This window comes from Mesorhizobium sp. BR1-1-13 (assembly GCF_020165515.1).
Lineage (GTDB): Bacteria > Pseudomonadota > Alphaproteobacteria > Rhizobiales > Rhizobiaceae > Mesorhizobium.
Genome location: NZ_JAIUIH010000006.1, coordinates 204,514 through 221,240, shown reverse-complemented (window position 1 = coordinate 221,240; position 16,727 = coordinate 204,514). Strand labels below are relative to the sequence as shown.

Genomic DNA, 16,727 nt, shown 5'->3' with positions numbered 1-16,727 from the left:
ATTTCAGGAGGCCGTGTAGCGAGTCCGGAATTTTCGTGGGGAAACAGCCTGCTATTTCAAAAGACGGCCCTCGATCGACCAGCGCGCGGCGAGGAAATTCAGCACCGCCGCCACAACCACCCCGCCGATCTTTGCCGGCCACACGCCGACGACGCCGGCGAACAATGCGATCGCGAGGCTGGAGACACCGAGCGAAATCAGCGCGCCGAGCGAGGCGAAGCGAAGAAAGGCATGATGCAGCCGGATGGCCGGATCGCGCTCGAACGACCAGAAGCCGTTGGCCGCGAAGGAGAAGGTGACGGCAATGAACCAGGACGCAACGTTGGCGGGCAGCGGCGGCACGTGCAGCTTGAGCAGCAGAAAGAAGCCGGCAAGGTCGATGGCCGTGTTCACCAGGCCGACAATGGCGAAGCGGATAATCTTGTTGCCGGTCGAACGCCGGGACTGATCGGCACTCATGCCATGCCGTCCATGATGCCGACACGCGCGCGAGCCAGGTTTGCGCCGAAATGATCGGAGGCGAGAACCGCGAATTCGACTTCGCGCACATCTTGCATCGGGTCGCGTGCACGCAACGTCTCGTCGACATGCCCGGGATGGCACATGAACAGTCCCTCTTCCGGCAGGCTTTCAACGGCGGTTTGCAGGGCGGGCGCGAACTTTTCCGGCTGCCGCCAGTCATAGATGCCGGCGAGCGGCGCCCTCACGGTGAAGCCGGCGCGCCGCATGGATCGGTTGAAACCAGTTGCCATGGCGGCGATCGCCGCAATTTTCGATGCCGCCGCTCCGCTGCCGGCCAGCGCCGGCGCCCCGCGCAGCCACGGTCCGCCGGCATCTCCGGCGAAACGCCCCCGCAGCCATTTGCGCACGACAGGCAGGAAATGCACATGCTGGTGGCCGTCGATGAAATCGGGCCGGCGCCCGAGCGCCTCGACGAAGCGGCCAAATTGGGCGTCGAGCTCTGCATGGACGTCGCAGGTCTCGATGCCGCCGCGCAGGATCGGCAATGCCAGCGAGCGGAGCGGCGGCAGCCGGCCTTCCGGCGCCAGGCTCGACGGGCCGGTCACGGCCGGCTGGTCCGTCAAGGTCAGATGCAGGCCGACGGCGACCCGGCCGCACAGCGGCTTGATGCGTTCCGCCTCCCCCGGCCATTCCGCGAAACCGGTCATGCAACCGGTGCCCGTAAGCCGCCCGCGATCGAGCAGGTCGAGGATCGCCGCCGAGACGCCGGGCGCCAGGCCGTAATCGTCGGCGATCAGGCGGATGCCGCGCATCATGCCCCGGGAACGCCCGGCGCCGACCTGGCGGGAACATCGCTGCGCACGATATCGCGCACGATGTAGACCGGGCGGTCCTTGCTTTCGCTGAGCGTGACCCAGACATATTCGCCGATCAGCCCGAGAAGTGTCAGGTTGAGGCCGCCGAGCAGCACCACGGCGACCAGCAGGCTCGGATAGCCTGGAACGGCAATGCCGTAGAACAGCACCTCGAAGAGCACTTTCGCGCCGTAGACCGCGCCGGCAAACGCCGCAAGCAGTCCGCTGAGGCTGATCAGGCGCAGCGGAATCACCGAAAAGGACGTAAACCCCTCTAGCGAAAAGGCGATCAGGTTGAGCCGGCTCCATTTCGACTTGCCGCCGGCGCGGTTTTCCGGCGAATAGGATATGGCCTTCTGGCGGAAGCCGGCCCAGGCGAACAGGCCCTTGTTGAAGCGCCTTTTGTCGCGCAGGCTGGTCAATGCGCGCGCCACGGTGCCGCGCATGACGCGAAAGTCGCCTGCATTCTCGGGAATATCGAACCGCTGGCTGCTGTTGATCAGGCTGTAGAACAGTTTCGCCAACTGGCTGCGCCGCCAGCTTGCCCCGCGCCGGTCGTTCTGCGCGTAGACGACATCGACGTCCGGATTCTCAGCCAGCTCGACGATCATCTTCAGGCTGGTCTCCAGGGAGTGTTGCAGATCCGCGTCCATGACAAGCACCATGTCGCCCCGCGAGTGGTCGAGGCCGGCGAGCACGGCGACCTCCTTGCCGAAATTGCGGCTGAGGCGCACGATTTCCCATGATCCCGAAAGCGCATGCGAAAACCGGCCGGCGCTATCGTCCCGGCTGCCGTCGTCGACCAGGATCTTGTGGACCTGCATGCCGAAGCGGCTCGACACCGCCGCCTCGAGCGCGTCGAGCAATGCCGCGAAAGCCGTTGCCGATTGCGCCTCGTTGAAGAACGGCGCCACGATATCGAGTGTCGGGCGCATCTCAGCCATGGGCGACAGGCTCCGCATTCACCAATTTTTGTCGCGCCTTGGCCCAGAACCACCGTATCAGGAAGCAGGCGATGAAAGTGACCGTGATCGGCCGAAACCAGGGATAGAGAAAGTCATGCATGTGGCGCTCGACACCGGTCAAACCTGTCAGGAATAAAGTCATGGACAGCACGCAGGCCAGGACGCCACCTTTTTCTTCGCGCCACAACAGCGCAATGGCAAGGCCGGCGGGCACCGCAATCATGGCATAGGTGTTGGGCTCGACGCGCGGGTTGAAGACGCACATGTAGAAGGCCGCCGTCAGGAAGATGGCGAGTCCGGCCGGCCCTTGTTCGAGCTTGCGGTCGAACCAGAGCACGATCGAGAGCGTCAGCAGGCCGATCACGACGCGCACCGCCGTGGCAACCGAGTCCGGAACGGGCAGCCCCATCTCGATAAAGGGCGCAGTGAAATCGGTAGGAACAAAATGGCTGGTCTTGTCGACGGCCATCGACGTCAGCATGCGGGCGAAATCGCCATACTGCTCGTTCAGGTAGCCGGCGGGAGCGAAAGCGTAGGGTATGGCGAGCACGAACAGCACCGCCAGCACAAGGGCCGGTATCAGCCGCGGGCGCAACGCCCCCGCCAACAGCAGCATGATGATCGCGGTCGGCTTGGCCGTGATGGCAAGCGAGGCCCAGAGAAAGGTCTCCGCACGCCGTCCTTCCAGTGCCGAGAGGGTCAAGAGCCAGCAGGCGCCGGTCAGCAGGATTGTCGCCTGCCCGTTGCGGATGGCGCCCAGCGTCATCGGCAAAGCGAGGAAGAGGCCGAAGGAAAGCAGCCAGGTCTGCTCCTGTCCGCCCAGCTTGCGCACCTGCCGCGCCGCGGCAAGGGTGAGAACGGCGAAACCGAGGGCATGCCAGGCCAGCCCGCCAAGATGCGGCCCCAGAGTCAAGAACGGAATATAGAGCGCGGCGAAGGCGGGCGTGTAAAGGTATCCCATCTCGGACTCGAGGTCGTAGAGCGGCCGGCCGGCCAGAAACTCCACGCTGCCATATCTGTAGGCGTGCAACACGGTGCGCGCGTCGGGCGACCACAGGACCAGGCCAAGCACGACCGCGAATGCTCCGATCCACAGGCTAAGCCCCAGACGGTCGAAAACCGGCTTGGAAATCCTCATCAAGCACCCCACACCAATCCGGAACAGGCCCGGTCCAGCACTGTCCCAGCGTTCATTGGCGGCGGCATATCACGGACAAAGCGGGGTGGCATAGGGGGATCGAACGGTGTGGCCGCCGATGACATTGAACGATCGCAGCCAACAAACCACCCCCTTTCCGGCCCTCGAAGGCTATCGCAGCTATGCTGGATGGACCGGAATGCAGCTCAACCGCACACCCCCTGCTTTATGGCCGAATGAACACCTTGCCATTGGGGCTGGCCAGTTCCGCCGGCACGCGCGCCATCGCCTCGGCCAGCGGCACCACAGCCGTCACGTCGGTCGTCCAGCGCCCGTCGGAAAAGCGCTTCTGCGCCTCGAGGATCGCAGGACCGCGGCGATCCTTATGCTGCCGCATCCATTCGCTCAGCCAGAAGCCCTCTATGTGCTTGTGCTGGAAAATCAGCTGGCCGGGTTCGCGGATGATCGTGGCCTCGGGATCGAGCCGGCCATAGATGATCCAGCGCGAGCGCTTCGGCATGGCGTTGAAGATGGCCGAGGCCAGTGGCCCGGTCACCGCATCGAGGAAGATGCGCGGCTGTTCGGCCTTTATCACCTCGCGCAGCGAGGCTTCGAAATCGGGCGACTTCTCGTTGAGTACATGGGCGGCGCCGATTTCCTTCAGCAGCGCGATCTGCTCGTCGCGGCGCACGGTGACGATAGGCCGGAATCCTTCCTCACTGGCCAGCCCGATGATCAGCTTGCAGAGCTGGCTGGCGCCCGCGGTCATGATGAAGGCCTTTTCGCCTTCTCGGCTGACGATGTCGAACATCGCGAGCGCGGTGAGCGGATTGACGATCATGGCAGCCCCGTCCTCGTCGCGCACGGTGTCGAGGAGGGGAATGCAGGCGGCGGCTTCGGCAACGGAATAGTCAGCCCATGAGCCCCAATTGGAGAGCCCGGTGGCGAAGGCAACGCGCTTGCCGACGAGGCTCTTGGGATAGGGCTCGTCGCCGCCGGCAACGACCACGCCGACGCCCTCGAAGCCGGCCGGCCGGCCCTTGACCCGCGGCTGGCCGTACTGGCCCTTGATGAAGGCGACATCGGACGGATTGATCGACGCAAGGCTGACCTTGATCAGCACTTGCGTCGGCCCAGGCGCCGGCACTGCGATACTGCCTGGCTGGATATAGGGCTCCATCGCCTCCAGCGTGCTGCCGCTCGGCGTCCTGGTGTAGCCGTCGCTGACCAGCAGCAGCGCCTTCATTTCGGACGGGATGCTCATCGGCTGTCTCCCCGCTCGGACCGGGCCATCTCAGACCTTCTCCTGCGTGTATTTCTTAAGCTCCGCCCGCGCCACCTGGCGGCGATGCACGGCATCCGGCCCGTCGGCGAGGCGCAGGGTTCTCAGATGCGTCCACGAGCGCGCCAGCGGCGTGTCCTGGCTGATGCCTTGCGCGCCGAACATCTGCACCGCTTCGTCGGTGACCTTCAGCGCCACGCGTGGCGCGACCACCTTGATCTGGCTGATCCAGGGCGCGGCGGCGCGCGCGTCGCCCTGGTCGATCATCCACGCCGCCTTGAGGCAGAGCAGGCGGGCCATCTCGATCTCCATCCGGCATTCGGCGATGATATCGAAATTGGCGCCGAGTTTCGCCAATGACTGGCCGAACGCTTCGCGGCGGACCGAACGCTGGCACAGCAGCTCCAGTGCCATCTCGGCCTGGCCGATGGCCCGCATGCAGTGATGGATGCGGCCGGGGCCGAGGCGGCCTTGCGCTATCTCGAAACCCCTGCCCTCGCCGAGGATCAGGTTCGACGCCGGCACCAGCACATTGTCGAAGCGAAGGTGCATGTGGCCATGCGGCGCGTCGTCGTCGCCATAGACCTGCATCGGGCGCAGCTTGCTGACACCCTTGGTGTCCGCCGGCACAAGGATCATCGAATGCCGCCTGTGCTTCGGCTCCCCATCGGAGGTCTTCACCATGACGATATAGATGGCGCAGCGGGGATCGCCGGCACCAGAGGCCCACCATTTCTCGCCGTTCAGCACATAGCTGTCGCCGCGCCGTTCGCAGCGCATCGAAATGTTGGTGGCATCCGACGAGGCGACGTCCGGCTCGGTCATCAGATAGGCCGAGCGGATCTTTCCGTCGAGAAGCGGCTCCAGCCAAGCCTTCTTGTGCTCCGTCGAGCCGTAGCGCTCCAGCACCTCCATGTTGCCGGTATCGGGCGCCGAGCAGTTGAAGGTCTCGGCGCCGAGATGCGCCTTGCCCATCTCCTCGGCCAGATAGGCGTATTCGACGGTGGAAAGACCATAGCCGCGTTCCGAGCCGGTCAGCCAGAAATTCCAAAGGCCGCGCTCTCTTGCGGTCGTCTTCAACCCTTCGAGGATCTCGGTCTGGCGCCGCGTGTATGTCCAGCGGTCGCCCGCCTTGCCGACTTCACCGAGGAATTCCTTGTCGAGCGGCATGATCTCGTCGCGCACCATGGCCGCGACGCGCGCGTGGATCGGCTTCAGCCGCTCCGTCATGCCGAGATTCATCTCCGTCATCGGTCGCTAACCCTTCATTCAGGCCGGGCATTTTGTCAGTGGCAAGGATGACCGTACTTCGGATAGCCTTGTCAACGCGAACGCTTTCCCCGATCCGCCGATGAAAGGCGCAGGAGTTCGATGGGCTATCTCGACGATCTTTTTTCGGTGGCCGGCAAGACCGCGCTGGTCACGGGCGCGGCGACCGGCATCGGCCGCATGGCGGCGACGGGCCTCGTCAAGGCCGGCGCAACGGTGATGATCGCCTCGCGCAAGGGTGAGGACTGCATCAAGGTCGCCGAGGAATTGAACGGGTTTGGCGCGCCGGGCCGGGCGGAAGGCTTTGCCGGAGACGTTTCCAGCGAGGCCGGCATTGCCGCTTTGGTCGGCGAGGTCAAGGCGCGGGCCGACCGGCTGCATATCCTGGTCAACAATGCCGGCGTGTCCTGGGGGGCGCCGCTGGAGAGCTTCCCCTATCATGCCTGGGCCAAGGTGTTCGGCGTCAACGTCACCGCGGTCTTCCACCTGACCCGCGAACTGCTGCCGCTGCTCGAAGCCGCGGCCAGCGACGAGGATCCGGCCCGGGTGATTAATCTGGGCTCGGTGATGGGCACGCAGCCGCTGGCCGACGACGCCTACTCCTACACCGTCTCCAAAGCGGCCGTTCATCACCTCACGCGCACCCTGGCGCTGGAATTCGCCGGCCGCCGCATCACCGTCAACGCCTTTGCCCCTGGCCCTTTCCAGAGCCGGATGACGGCGTTTGCTACCGCCACGGAGGAACAGGCCAGGCATGTCGGCAGCCACGTTCCGATCGGCCGTATCGGCGCCCCGGATGACATTGCCGGCGCAACGCTCTATTTGTGCAGCCGTGCAGGCAGCTATGTCACCGGCGCCATCCTGCCGATTGACGGCGGACAGTCGGTGCAGCATGGGCTGACCCTGTTCAAGGAATGACATTTCCGGCCGGGGAAGCCGGGGATGAAACTGGAGGACATCCGCGTGGAACCGATCAGTCTCGATGTGCTTCTGGCCAGCGTCGGCAAGGAGGTGGGCGTCTCGCCGTGGCGGGTGGTCACGCAGCGCATGATCGACCAGTTCGCAGACGCCACCGACGACCACCAGTTCATCCATTGCGATCCGGAGCGGGCCAAGCGCGAGACGCCGTTCGGCGGCACCATCGCGCATGGCTTCTTGTCGCTGTCGCTGCTCTCCGCGATGACGTTCGAGACCATGCCGCCGCTGGAAAACGGCAAGATGGGCGTCAACCACGGCTTCGATTCGCTGCGCTTCCTGGCGCCGGTAAAGACCGGCGCGCGCATCCGCACCCGTTTCGTGCTGGCCGATGTCAAGGTCAGGCCCTCGGGCTGGGTGCAGACCGCGCATGACGTGACGATCGAGATCGAAGGCTCGAAGAAACCGGCGCTCACCGCCCGCTGGCTGACGCTGACTCTGATCGAACGCCAGCCCGAGACCGCATGAACGATCCGAACGCGCTCGACCAGGCAGCGCTTTCGCCCTATCTCGAGGCGCGGATCCCCGGTTTTGCCGGGCTTTCCTCGATCAAAAAATTCAAATCCGGCCAATCCAACCCGACCTATTTGTTGGCGGCGGCCAGCGGCCGCTACGTGCTGCGCGCCAAGCCGCCGGGACAGTTGCTGAAATCGGCACACCAGGTCGACCGTGAATTCAGGGTGATGAGCGCCCTTTCCGGCACCGCCGTGCCGGTGCCGCGGATGCTGCATCTCTCGGCCGAGAACTCGCCGATCGGCCGCATGTTCTACGTCATGGATTTCATCGACGGCCGCATCTTCTGGGATCCGGCACTGCCGGAAGCGCGCGACAATGGCGAGCGCGCTGCCATCTACGATGCCATGAACGCCACGCTTGCCGCCCTGCACGATGTCGATATCGGGGCCGTGGGTCTCGGCGACTTCGGCCGGCCAGGCAATTATTTCGAGCGCCAGCTGGCGCGCTGGACCAGCCAGTACCGCGCCTCGGAGACCGGTGCCATTGCCGATATGGACCGGCTGATCGACTGGCTGGAAACGCACATGCCCGCCGACGACGGCCGTGTCTCGCTGGTGCATGGCGACTACCGGCTGGACAACCTGATATTCGCGCCGGACCGGCCGAAGGTGATGGCGGTGCTCGACTGGGAACTTTCAACATCAGGCCACCCATTTGCCGATATCGCCTACCAGTGCATGCAATGGCGCCTGCCGCATAGCTCGGGCTTTCGCGGTCTGGGCGGGATCGACCGCGCCGCGCTCGGACTGCCCTTGGAAGAAGACTATGTCGCCACCTATTGCCGGCGGCGTGGGCTTGCCGGCATCGGCAACTGGACCTTCTTCCTGGCCTTCTCCTTCTTCCGGCTGGCCGCTATCTGCCAGGGCGTCTACAAGCGCGCCCTGGATGGCAATGCCTCGAATCCCGAAAAGGCAAGGACCTATGGCGAGGCGGTGAAACTGCTTTCGCATCTCGCCGCGAAACTGATCGACCGAAACTGATCGACGAGGAGTGATCGATGGACCGCTTCGACGGAGCATCGGCGCCGTTTAGAGCAATTCCGCTCGCGCTTGGAGCAATTCCAGGGAAAGTCCGGAATTGCGTAAAACAAAGAGTCTAGCGAGCTTTGACAGAGATAAACTTCATGTGCCGGCTGACCTGCAGGGCGACGTAGACAACCAGTGCGCAACCGATCGGAAACACGATTTCGTTGAGGCCGACAGCGATTGCCTGGGGCAAAGCAAGCGCCAGCTCGTTTGCGGCAGCAGTTTCTATGGTCAACGCCGTAATGCCGCCGCCAAACACGGCTCCAATCGAAGCTCCCGCCAGCATGAAATGGAACGGGCGAGGTTTTGCTTTCGCCGCCAGCCAAGCCAATATCCAGCCGAGCAAACCGTATTCGATCGCGCGTAACACGCCCAGCGTGGTGAGCGAAAGGATCGCAGGCTTTGCGGCCACATCGAGCGCGCTTACCATCACCTTTTGCGTGCCCTTGGCGATGCCCATTGCCAATGGCGCTGACATCGCTCCGATCAAGCCGCCGAGCAAGGCCTGCACCTTGGCCATCGCCGTGCCGAGGCTGACACCCGCACAGACGAAGAATGACCATGTGACGCCTTGGGCCAGTTCGATCAGAACTTGTGTGGTGGCTGGATGCGAACCGGCTGTGAACCTGGCGGTCAGGATGAGCGCCTCCATGGCAAAGCCGAGCGCGATCGCGAGCCATGCGACGAGGACGACACGCCTGAGCGCCAGCCTGGCACCGTTCGAAAGGGGATGCGCGTCCGGCAGAGCGGACGAAAGCTCGGTCGTTGCCATATCGGCCTCACAAAAATAAATTCCTTGCAGAGCCGCTAATTAGTTTTCGTGTGTAACGATCCGATGCTGTGCGATTGGACAAGAGGTAATCGATCGGTGATGAGTCGACCGCAAGATAGCCGCAAACGGGCATGGCCACTTCCGTGGAACCTCTGATACTCCTTGTCCGTTGCCGTACAGCGTATATAATTTGCTCAGCCCCAACCAGCAGAGGCAGGCGACATTGCCGGTGAGCGCCCAGACACGCCGCGAGAAACAAAAAGCCGAACAGCGTTCCGAACTTGTCGAGGCCGCGCACAAGCTCGTGCAGGAGGAAGGCTATGAAGGCCTGACCATCCGCAAGCTGGCCAAACGCGTCGGTTATGCGCCGATGTCTGTCTATTCATACTTCGCCGACAAGCAGGACATACTGTTTGCGCTAGCCGAAGATGCGTTCGAAACGCTTGCCCGACGCATCGAGGAGCATCCTTCCGATGATCCGATCGAGGCTCTGCAAGCGGTAATGACGGAATACGCCGCCTTCGGGCTTGGCAATCCCAACGAATATCGCACTGTCTTCATGACCGAAAAGACCAGGCTGCCGGAAGGCAGGAGCTACGGGGACATGGAGGAAGGCAACCCGGCGATGAAGGTGCTGATCAGCAGGGTCGAGGCCTGTGTCGCCGCCGGCAAGTTGCACGGCGATCCGCGCGCCATCGCCACCATGCTGTGGGCGGTCGGCCATGGCACCATTTCACTGCTGATCACTTTTCCCTTCTATCCTTTCGGCGATCCGCAGGCTTTCGTGAAACGGATGTGCGATTTCACCCTTGCCACGCTCAGCACGCAGAACGTGCCCCCGCTGACCGAGACGCCGGTCAACTGCTGAACGATATCTCCTGGCGTTTCGACGCTTCATCGCCGCTCCGCGTTTTACGTGCCAAGCGGGGCGGATTTCTTGGTTAACAAAAAATTTCCGTACGCGTACGATTCTGGCTTGAACTTCGCGATCGGTGGGCGTATTTGTACGGAATACCGTACATGTACGGAAATAAATTCGCCCATCGAACCCCGGAAAGCGACAATGAAAAAGACCCTCCTCACCCTCGCCGCCGTGCTGGCACTTTCGGGCTCGGCCCTTGCCGCCAACACCACCCACCCGGTCAAGCACGTGCCCGCCGCGACCTGCGTCGACACCAAGGCCAATGTGAAGCTCGATTGCGGATCGACCGGCTCGCTCGAGAAAAAGGGCGTCACGGAAAATAGCGCTGAAGGCAAGAGGCCGCGCCTCGGCATCAGCATCAATCCCTGGATCGTGCCGAGCGCATTCTGATAGCGACAACACACGCTTGGCCGGTGCAGTCGGCCAGATGTGATTTCAGGCGATCGTGACCGGTAGCCTGGCCGACGAACTCTTGAAGGCCGCGTCGATCAGCCTCTGCATGTCGGCGGCGCGACGGAAGGATGGATCGCCGTTCCTTCCCGTATCGAGCGCTTCGGCAAAACGCAGCGCGTTGCGCTTCGCATCCGGCAGCGCCAGTGTCCGCCAACGTTGCTGGTCGATGTCCTCGCCCAGGCAGGCCGACAGGCGCGAAACCTTGCCGTCGGTCTCGACCTTGATGGCGCCCCTGGTGCCATGCATGGCCAGCGACAGGTCGTTGGTGTGGCCGGTCATGTAGCGGCTGGCGACGATCGTCGCGAGCGCTCCGGATTTGAACCGCGCCGTCATTGCGACACTGTCGTTGGCATCAAGCACATAATCGCCGATCCGATCGCCTTCGGCCTTGGGAAACGTCACCAGGTCGGCGTGCAGGGTGGCGATGTCCTGGTCGGCGCCATAGCTCGCGAAATCCAGAATGTGGATACCGACATCGCCGAGCACGCCCGTCGAGCCGTGCCGGTTGGACAGGCGCCACAGCCATTTGTCCTCGACCCGCCAGTCACCCCATGACTTGCTGACCAGCCAGCTCTGTTTATAGCTCGCCTCGACATGGCGCAATGCGCCGATCTCGCCGGCCTGCACCATGCGTCGCGCTTGCTGGATCGCCGGCGAGTTGCGGTAGGTCAGGTTGACCATGTTGACGACCCCGGCCGCCTCGGCCGCTTCCGTCATCGCAAGCGCGTCGGCATGGTTCGGCGCCAGCGGCTTTTCGCAAAAAACGTGTTTTCCCTGGGCAAGCAGCGCCAGCGTCGTGGCCTTGTGCACGCCGTCCGGCGTCGCGTTGATGGCCGCATCGAACGCGCTCCAGCCGATCGCCGCTTCCAGGCTCTCGAAAGAATGGCTGATCTTGTTGGCGGCGGCGAACGTCGCCGCCCGGCCCGGCACCTGGTCGACGCAGGCGACGATTGTGCAGCCTGGAATCCTGGCGAACTCCTCGACATGATGTCCGGCAATGCCACCGGTGCCGAGCAGAAGGAGGCGGTGCATCTTCAACTCACGCCTAACTCAGGCCCTTGTCGCCGTCGGCATGCAGGCGCAGGCCCTTCTGGACGATCTTCTCCTTGGCCTGGTCTGTCGGCACGTTCGGCGCACTGACGATGCCGGACCATGCGGGTGCGGGATTGTGCGCCCAATGCACGGCGTTGCGCAGCACCTGTTGCACGCCTTCATTGTGGTAGATCGGGTAGGTCTCGTGGCCGGGCGAGAAATAGAAGATCCGTCCGGCGCCGCGCTGATAGGTCAGCCCCGAGCGGAAGACTTCGCCGCCTTCGTACCAGGAGACGAACACTGTCTCCAGCGGCTCCGGCACCGCGAAGGGCTCGCCATACATCTCCGTCTCGCCGATCTCCAGGCACTCGCCGATGCCTTGCGCGATCGGATGGCCGCGGTTGATGGCCCAGACGCGCTCGCGCTCGCCCGCCTCGCGCCATTTCAGCGAACAAGGCGTGCCCATCAGCCGCTTGAAGATCTTCGAATAGTGTCCGGAATGGAGCACGATCAGACCCATGCCTTCCCAGACCCGTTTCTGTACGCGCTCAACGATCTCGTCCTTGACCTCGCCATGGGCGGCATGGCCCCACCAGAGCAGGACATCGGTGGCAGCCAGCCGGCTTTCGCTCAGGCCGTGCTCCGGCTCCTGCAAGGTGGCGGTGGTCGCCTTGATGCCCTTATCCTGGTTGAGCGCGGCTGCGATGGTCCCATGCATGCCCAAGGGATAAAGGCCGCGCACGGCGGCATTGGTCTGCTCATGGACATTCTCGCCCCAGACGACCGCTTTTACCGGCATTTTACGATCTCCCAAAGCGCTTTGAATATCCCACTTGGCGCCGTCTTGGGAAGATGGCTCCTCAACCGAAACTGGGGAAATCAGCGGGGTTTGCGTCCGGGAACGGTCTTGGCTTTGCCCGGCCTTGCGGGGGCGCCGGGGATAGCCGTCCCCGTGATCGACACAGGATCGCTGGCCGGGAACGTATCCTCGAGGCCTTCCTCGAGTTCCTCTTCGGCGTCGGCGCCGTGATGCCGCTCATGCTCCAGGGAGCGCACGGCCGAGCTTTTCCCGGGCGACTTCGGCGTGGACTTCGATGGCATCGGCATTCTCCCTCGACCTGTTGTCGCAAACGGACGCGGGCGACAAACGTTCCGGGGTCAGGCCGCCGCGTCGCGTGCTCCCTCGGAGAGGAAAGTAAAGACATAATCCGAGAAGGAACGCCAGCACTCGACCCGGAAAGCGTCTTGCGCCGTGCGCAGCAGAACGATCTCGGCCTTGCCGAGAATGGTACGCGAGGCGGCACCCACCGGGAAGGCTTCGAGCGATAGATCCTGCGGGCAGCCCGAATTGATTGCCGCGGCCGCGGCCGGACCGGCGACCGATATCGCGACGTTGCGATGCGAGATGCCGACAGCGGAATGCAAGGCGGAAATCTTTGCACAATCGGCGAGCGGGTCTTTGCCGGCCTCGTCGATGATCATCCATTCATCCGGTCCAAGCCACAGCGCGGTGCGCCCGCCTTTCGACACGGACGTCTTCGGCTTTTTCGGCAAGATCACGCCGAGCGCCTTCGACAAGGCGGCAAGCGAAGCCTCCGGCGCGCGCAGTGAGATACGCTCGGCAGGCGCCAGCACCTCTACCTTGGCGCCGGCGGCGGAAATAGCGCGCCCGGCCAGCGCCGGACGGCGCTCGGCCGCCGGCGATGCGGCCGGAGCCGTCTTTTTCGCGACTGCCTTAGCCATTGAGGCGGCCTCCCGTTTCGTCGAAGAACACCATGCCGGAAACCTCCACTTCGATCGTCCCGCTCGGCATCGGTACGTAGAGCGTGTCGCCCATGCGTGCGCGGCCGCCGGCGACCAGCGCCAGAGCGATCGAGCGGCCGCAATTCTGCGACCAATAGCTCGACGTGACATGGCCGATCATCTTCATCGGGATCGCCTGCCTGGGATCCTCGACGATCTGCGCGCCTTCCTCCAGCACCACCTTGGGATCGTTGGTCTTGAGGCCGACCAACTGCTTGCGGCCCTTGGCGACCAGGTCCGGCCGCGTCAGGCCGCGAATGCCGACGAAGTCAGCCTTCTTCTTGCCGACCGCCCAGTCGAGGCCGGCATCGTTGGGCGTCACCGTGCCGTCGGTGTCCTGGCCGACGATGATGTAGCCCTTCTCGGCGCGCAGCACGTGCATTGCCTCGGTGCCGTAGGCCGTGGCGCCATGCTTCTGGCCCTCGGCCCACAGCGCTTCCCACACGGCCTGACCGTAATCGGCCGGCACATTGACCTCGAAGCCGCGCTCGCCGGTGAACGACATGCGGAACAACCTTGTCGGCACGCCGCATATCTTGCCCTCGCGCACCGACATATGCGGCAGCGCCTCGTCCGACATGTCGATGCCTTCGACCAGCGGCGCGATGATGTCGCGCGATTTCGGCCCCTGTACGGCGATGACAGCCCATTGCTCGGTGATCGAGGTCAGCCAGACATTGAGATGCGGGAACTCGGTCTGGAGATAGTCCTCCATGTGGTTCATGACGCGCGGCGCGCCGCCCGTCGTCGTCGTTACATGGAAACGGTCTGGCGCCAGCCTGCCGACGACACCATCATCATAGATGAAGCCGTCCTCGCGCAGCATGATGCCGTAACGGCAACGGCCGGGCTCCAGCTTTTCCCAGGGATTGGTGTAGAGCAGTTCCATGAATTTGGCCGCATCGGGGCCGACCACTTCGATCTTGCCGAGCGTCGAGGCGTCGAACAGGCCCGCCGTGTTTCGAACGGCGACGCACTCGCGGTCGACCGCCGCATGCATGTCCTCGCCACCCCTGGGGAAATACCAGGCGCGCTTCCACTGCCCGACATCTTCGAACACGGCGCCGTGGGCTTCAGCCCAGGGATGGATCGCCGTCTTGCGCGTCGGATCGAACAGCGGACCGCGCGCATGGCTGACGATGGCGCCGAAGGTCACCGGCGTGTAGGGGGCGCGGAACGTAGTGAGGCCCACCTCGGGGATTGGCTTGCCAAGCGTCTCGGCGGCAATCGCCAGGCCGTGCATGTTCGAGGTCTTGCCCTGGTCGGTCGCCATGCCGTTGGTGGTGAAGCGCTTAACATGCTCGATCGAGCGCATGCCCTCATGCACCGCCTGGCGGATGTCCTTGGCGGTGACGTCGTTCTGGAAATCGACGAAGGCCTTCACCGTCGTATCCGGACCGGCGCCGGGGGCGGCACCCAGCATGCCACGCGACCAGCTTTCCGAGGCGTCTACTTTTGGCTTTGTACCCTTGGCGGTCTTTGCGCCGGCGTCCTTTGCCGCCTTGGCCCCTGCTGCATAGGCCTCGTCGAGGGTCGCCGACAGGCCGTCCGTGCCGTTGCAGGCGCCGACAGAGATGCAGTCCTGCGCATAGGTGCCGGGCACGAAGCGCTTGGTTTCGTCGTTGAAGGCGACCTTGCCGCGCGACTGCGAAAACAGGTGCACCGACGGCGTCCAGCCGGCCGACATCAGGATCGCATCGACCGCGATAGTGCGCTCGCCGCCACCATTCTTCGGCTGCACCGTCATCGACGAGACGCGCAGCTTGCCGCCGGCGCGGATCACCGCGCGGCCGAAATTGATCTCGATGCCGAGCGTCCTTGCTTCATCGATCACCGGCCCGGTCGGATTGTCGCGCAGATCGACGATAGCCGCGATGTTGACGCCGGCCTTCTTCAGGTCGATCGCCGCAGCGTAAGCGGAATCATTGGCGGTGTAGACGCCGACGTTTTTTCCGACCGCGACCCCATAGTGATTGAGATAGGTGCGCGCGGCCGAGGCCAGCATGATGCCCGGCCGGTCGTTGTTGGCGAACACCATGTGGCGCTCGATGGCCCCGGACGCCAGCACCACGCGCCTGGCGCGCACCTGCCACAGCCGCTCGCGCGGCAGGTCGTGGCCTGGATTTTGCAGATGGTCGCTGACCCGCTCGGCCAGGCCGACGAAGTTCTGTGCGTAATAGCCGAACGCGGTCGTGCGCGACAGCACGCGGACGTTGTCCATGCCTTTCAGCCTGGCGATCGCCGCCTGCGCCCAGGCAAAGCCGCCCTGGCCGTCGATTTTCGCGCCGCTCTCGAAGCGCAGGCTGCCGCCGAATTCGGCCTGCTCATCGGCCAGAATGACACGCACGCCGGTTTCAGCCGCTGCCAATGCCGCCGCGATGCCGGCCGCGCCGCCGCCCAGCACCAGCACGTCGCAATGAGCGTAACGCGACGAATAATGATCGGGGTCCGGCCTGTCGGGGGACACGCCAAGCCCGGCGGCTTCGCGGATCTTGGGTTCGTAGAGGCTCTTCCAGGCCGCCTTCGGCCACATGAAGGTCTTGTAGTAGAAGCCAGCCGAAAACAGCGGCGACGCCAGATCGTTGACCGCACTGACGTCGAAGGACAGCGACGGCCAGCGGTTCTGCGAGTTGGCGGCGAGCCCGTCATAGAGTTCCTGCACGGTCGCGCGCACATTCGGCGTCTTGCGCGCGTCGTCTCGCACGATCTGCACCAGCGCGTTGGGCTCCTCCGCCCCGGCCGACAGCACGCCCCGCGGCCGGTGATATTTGAACGAACGGCCGACCAGGTGCACGCCGTTGGCCAGCAGCGCCGAAGCCAGCGTATCGCCTTCGATGCCGATGAAGGACTGACCGTCGAAGCTGAAGCGGGCGGTCTTGGCCTGGCTCAGGCGGCCGGCGCTCGGTATGCGGAACGCGCCGCTCATTTGGCAACCACTTCGCTGGAGTTTTTGGGCAGCTTGGAAGGCTTCGGCTCGCCGGCCTTGTAGGTCATGACGAACTTGTCGGTGACGGTGTCGCGCACGGCGTTGAAGAAGCGCGCACAGCCATGCATGTGCCGCCAGCGCTCGTAGATGATGCCCTTGGGATTCGAGCGGATGAAGAAGAATTTTTCGAAATCGTCGTCGCTCTCGCCTGACATGTTGGCCGAGCGCGAGATATGCGCCTCGCCGGCGTTGCGGAACTCGAGTTCCGGACGCTCTTCCTCGCAATAGGGGCAGCGGATGAGAAGCATTCTTGTTCGTTCCTACAGCTCAGTC

18 protein-coding genes are annotated in these 16,727 nt (G+C 64.0%); 5 read left to right on the top strand and 13 right to left on the bottom strand.

The window, feature by feature from the left end; genetic code table 11:
- Positions 1-51: 51 nt before the first annotated feature.
- The 6 genes from LB533_RS16510 to LB533_RS16485 form a co-directional block, all read right to left on the bottom strand.
- A complete protein-coding gene (locus LB533_RS16510; RefSeq protein ID WP_140496314.1) occupies positions 52-459 on the bottom strand; it encodes a GtrA family protein in 408 nt (135 codons plus the stop codon).
- Positions 456-1,277, bottom strand: coding sequence for a ChbG/HpnK family deacetylase (locus LB533_RS16505; protein ID WP_140641693.1), 822 nt, complete (start codon positions 1,275-1,277; stop codon positions 456-458). Before LB533_RS16505 ends, LB533_RS16510 begins: the two co-directional genes overlap by 4 nt.
- Complete coding sequence (locus tag LB533_RS16500; protein WP_140641695.1) at positions 1,274-2,260, bottom strand: glycosyltransferase family 2 protein; 987 nt, start codon at positions 2,258-2,260, stop codon at positions 1,274-1,276. The genes LB533_RS16505 and LB533_RS16500 overlap by 4 nt, the downstream gene beginning before the upstream one ends.
- Positions 2,253-3,419, bottom strand: coding sequence for a glycosyltransferase family 87 protein (locus LB533_RS16495; protein ID WP_140641697.1), 1,167 nt, complete (start codon positions 3,417-3,419; stop codon positions 2,253-2,255). Before LB533_RS16495 ends, LB533_RS16500 begins: the two co-directional genes overlap by 8 nt.
- 226 nt (positions 3,420-3,645) lie before the next feature.
- A complete protein-coding gene (locus LB533_RS16490; protein ID WP_224557024.1) occupies positions 3,646-4,683 on the bottom strand; it encodes a zinc-binding dehydrogenase in 1,038 nt (345 codons plus the stop codon).
- Between the two features lie 30 nt (positions 4,684-4,713).
- Positions 4,714-5,952, bottom strand: a complete 1,239-nt coding sequence (locus LB533_RS16485) for an acyl-CoA dehydrogenase family protein (RefSeq protein ID WP_140641701.1) — start codon at positions 5,950-5,952, stop codon at positions 4,714-4,716.
- Positions 5,953-6,072: 120 nt separating this feature from the next.
- Between LB533_RS16485 and LB533_RS16480 the strand changes: the two genes are divergently transcribed.
- From LB533_RS16480 to LB533_RS16470, 3 genes are read left to right on the top strand one after another with little or no spacing between them, the layout of a single operon-like run.
- Positions 6,073-6,888: an SDR family oxidoreductase gene (locus LB533_RS16480; RefSeq protein ID WP_140641703.1), complete on the top strand. Its 816-nt coding sequence runs from the start codon at positions 6,073-6,075 to the stop codon at positions 6,886-6,888.
- 24 nt (positions 6,889-6,912) lie between these two features.
- Complete coding sequence (locus LB533_RS16475; RefSeq protein ID WP_263483366.1) at positions 6,913-7,413, top strand: MaoC family dehydratase; 501 nt, start codon at positions 6,913-6,915, stop codon at positions 7,411-7,413.
- Positions 7,410-8,441 (top strand): phosphotransferase family protein, encoded by a 1,032-nt coding sequence (locus LB533_RS16470; protein WP_140641705.1) that lies wholly within the window; start codon positions 7,410-7,412, stop codon positions 8,439-8,441. Before LB533_RS16475 ends, LB533_RS16470 begins: the two co-directional genes overlap by 4 nt.
- Before the next feature lie 115 nt (positions 8,442-8,556).
- Here the strand turns inward: LB533_RS16470 and LB533_RS16465 are convergent, their stop codons facing one another.
- On the bottom strand, positions 8,557-9,258 hold the full coding sequence (locus LB533_RS16465) for a hypothetical protein (protein ID WP_140641707.1): 702 nt from the start codon (positions 9,256-9,258) through the stop codon (positions 8,557-8,559).
- 223 nt (positions 9,259-9,481) lie between these two features.
- On the opposite strand from LB533_RS16465, the gene LB533_RS16460 reads away from it, so the two are divergent.
- Both LB533_RS16460 and LB533_RS16455 read left to right on the top strand, forming a co-directional pair.
- Positions 9,482-10,126, top strand: a complete 645-nt coding sequence (locus tag LB533_RS16460) for a TetR/AcrR family transcriptional regulator (RefSeq protein WP_140641760.1) — start codon at positions 9,482-9,484, stop codon at positions 10,124-10,126.
- 195 nt (positions 10,127-10,321) lie between these two features.
- A complete protein-coding gene (locus LB533_RS16455) occupies positions 10,322-10,570 on the top strand; it encodes a DUF680 domain-containing protein (RefSeq protein WP_140641709.1) in 249 nt (82 codons plus the stop codon).
- Positions 10,571-10,615: 45 nt separating this feature from the next.
- Here LB533_RS16455 and LB533_RS16450 read toward each other — a convergent pair whose 3' ends face one another.
- The 6 genes from LB533_RS16450 to LB533_RS16425 all read right to left on the bottom strand — a co-directional run bounded on the left by LB533_RS16450 (position 10,616) and on the right by LB533_RS16425 (position 16,702).
- Positions 10,616-11,665, bottom strand: coding sequence for a Gfo/Idh/MocA family protein (locus tag LB533_RS16450; RefSeq protein WP_140641711.1), 1,050 nt, complete (start codon positions 11,663-11,665; stop codon positions 10,616-10,618).
- Positions 11,666-11,678: 13 nt separating this feature from the next.
- Positions 11,679-12,464 (bottom strand): ThuA domain-containing protein, encoded by a 786-nt coding sequence (locus LB533_RS16445; protein WP_224677750.1) that lies wholly within the window; start codon positions 12,462-12,464, stop codon positions 11,679-11,681.
- An 80-nt stretch (positions 12,465-12,544) separates the two neighbouring features.
- Positions 12,545-12,766 carry a hypothetical protein gene (locus LB533_RS16440; protein WP_140496327.1) on the bottom strand — a complete coding sequence of 74 codons (222 nt, stop codon included), beginning with the start codon at positions 12,764-12,766 and terminating at the stop codon, positions 12,545-12,547.
- A gap of 57 nt (positions 12,767-12,823) precedes the next feature.
- Positions 12,824-13,408 carry a sarcosine oxidase subunit gamma gene (locus LB533_RS16435; protein WP_224677749.1) on the bottom strand — a complete coding sequence of 195 codons (585 nt, stop codon included), beginning with the start codon at positions 13,406-13,408 and terminating at the stop codon, positions 12,824-12,826.
- Positions 13,401-16,394 (bottom strand): sarcosine oxidase subunit alpha, encoded by a 2,994-nt coding sequence (locus tag LB533_RS16430; RefSeq protein ID WP_224677748.1) that lies wholly within the window; start codon positions 16,392-16,394, stop codon positions 13,401-13,403. Before LB533_RS16430 ends, LB533_RS16435 begins: the two co-directional genes overlap by 8 nt.
- Positions 16,391-16,702 (bottom strand): sarcosine oxidase subunit delta, encoded by a 312-nt coding sequence (locus LB533_RS16425; protein WP_224677747.1) that lies wholly within the window; start codon positions 16,700-16,702, stop codon positions 16,391-16,393. Before LB533_RS16425 ends, LB533_RS16430 begins: the two co-directional genes overlap by 4 nt.
- Positions 16,703-16,727 lie beyond the last annotated feature (25 nt).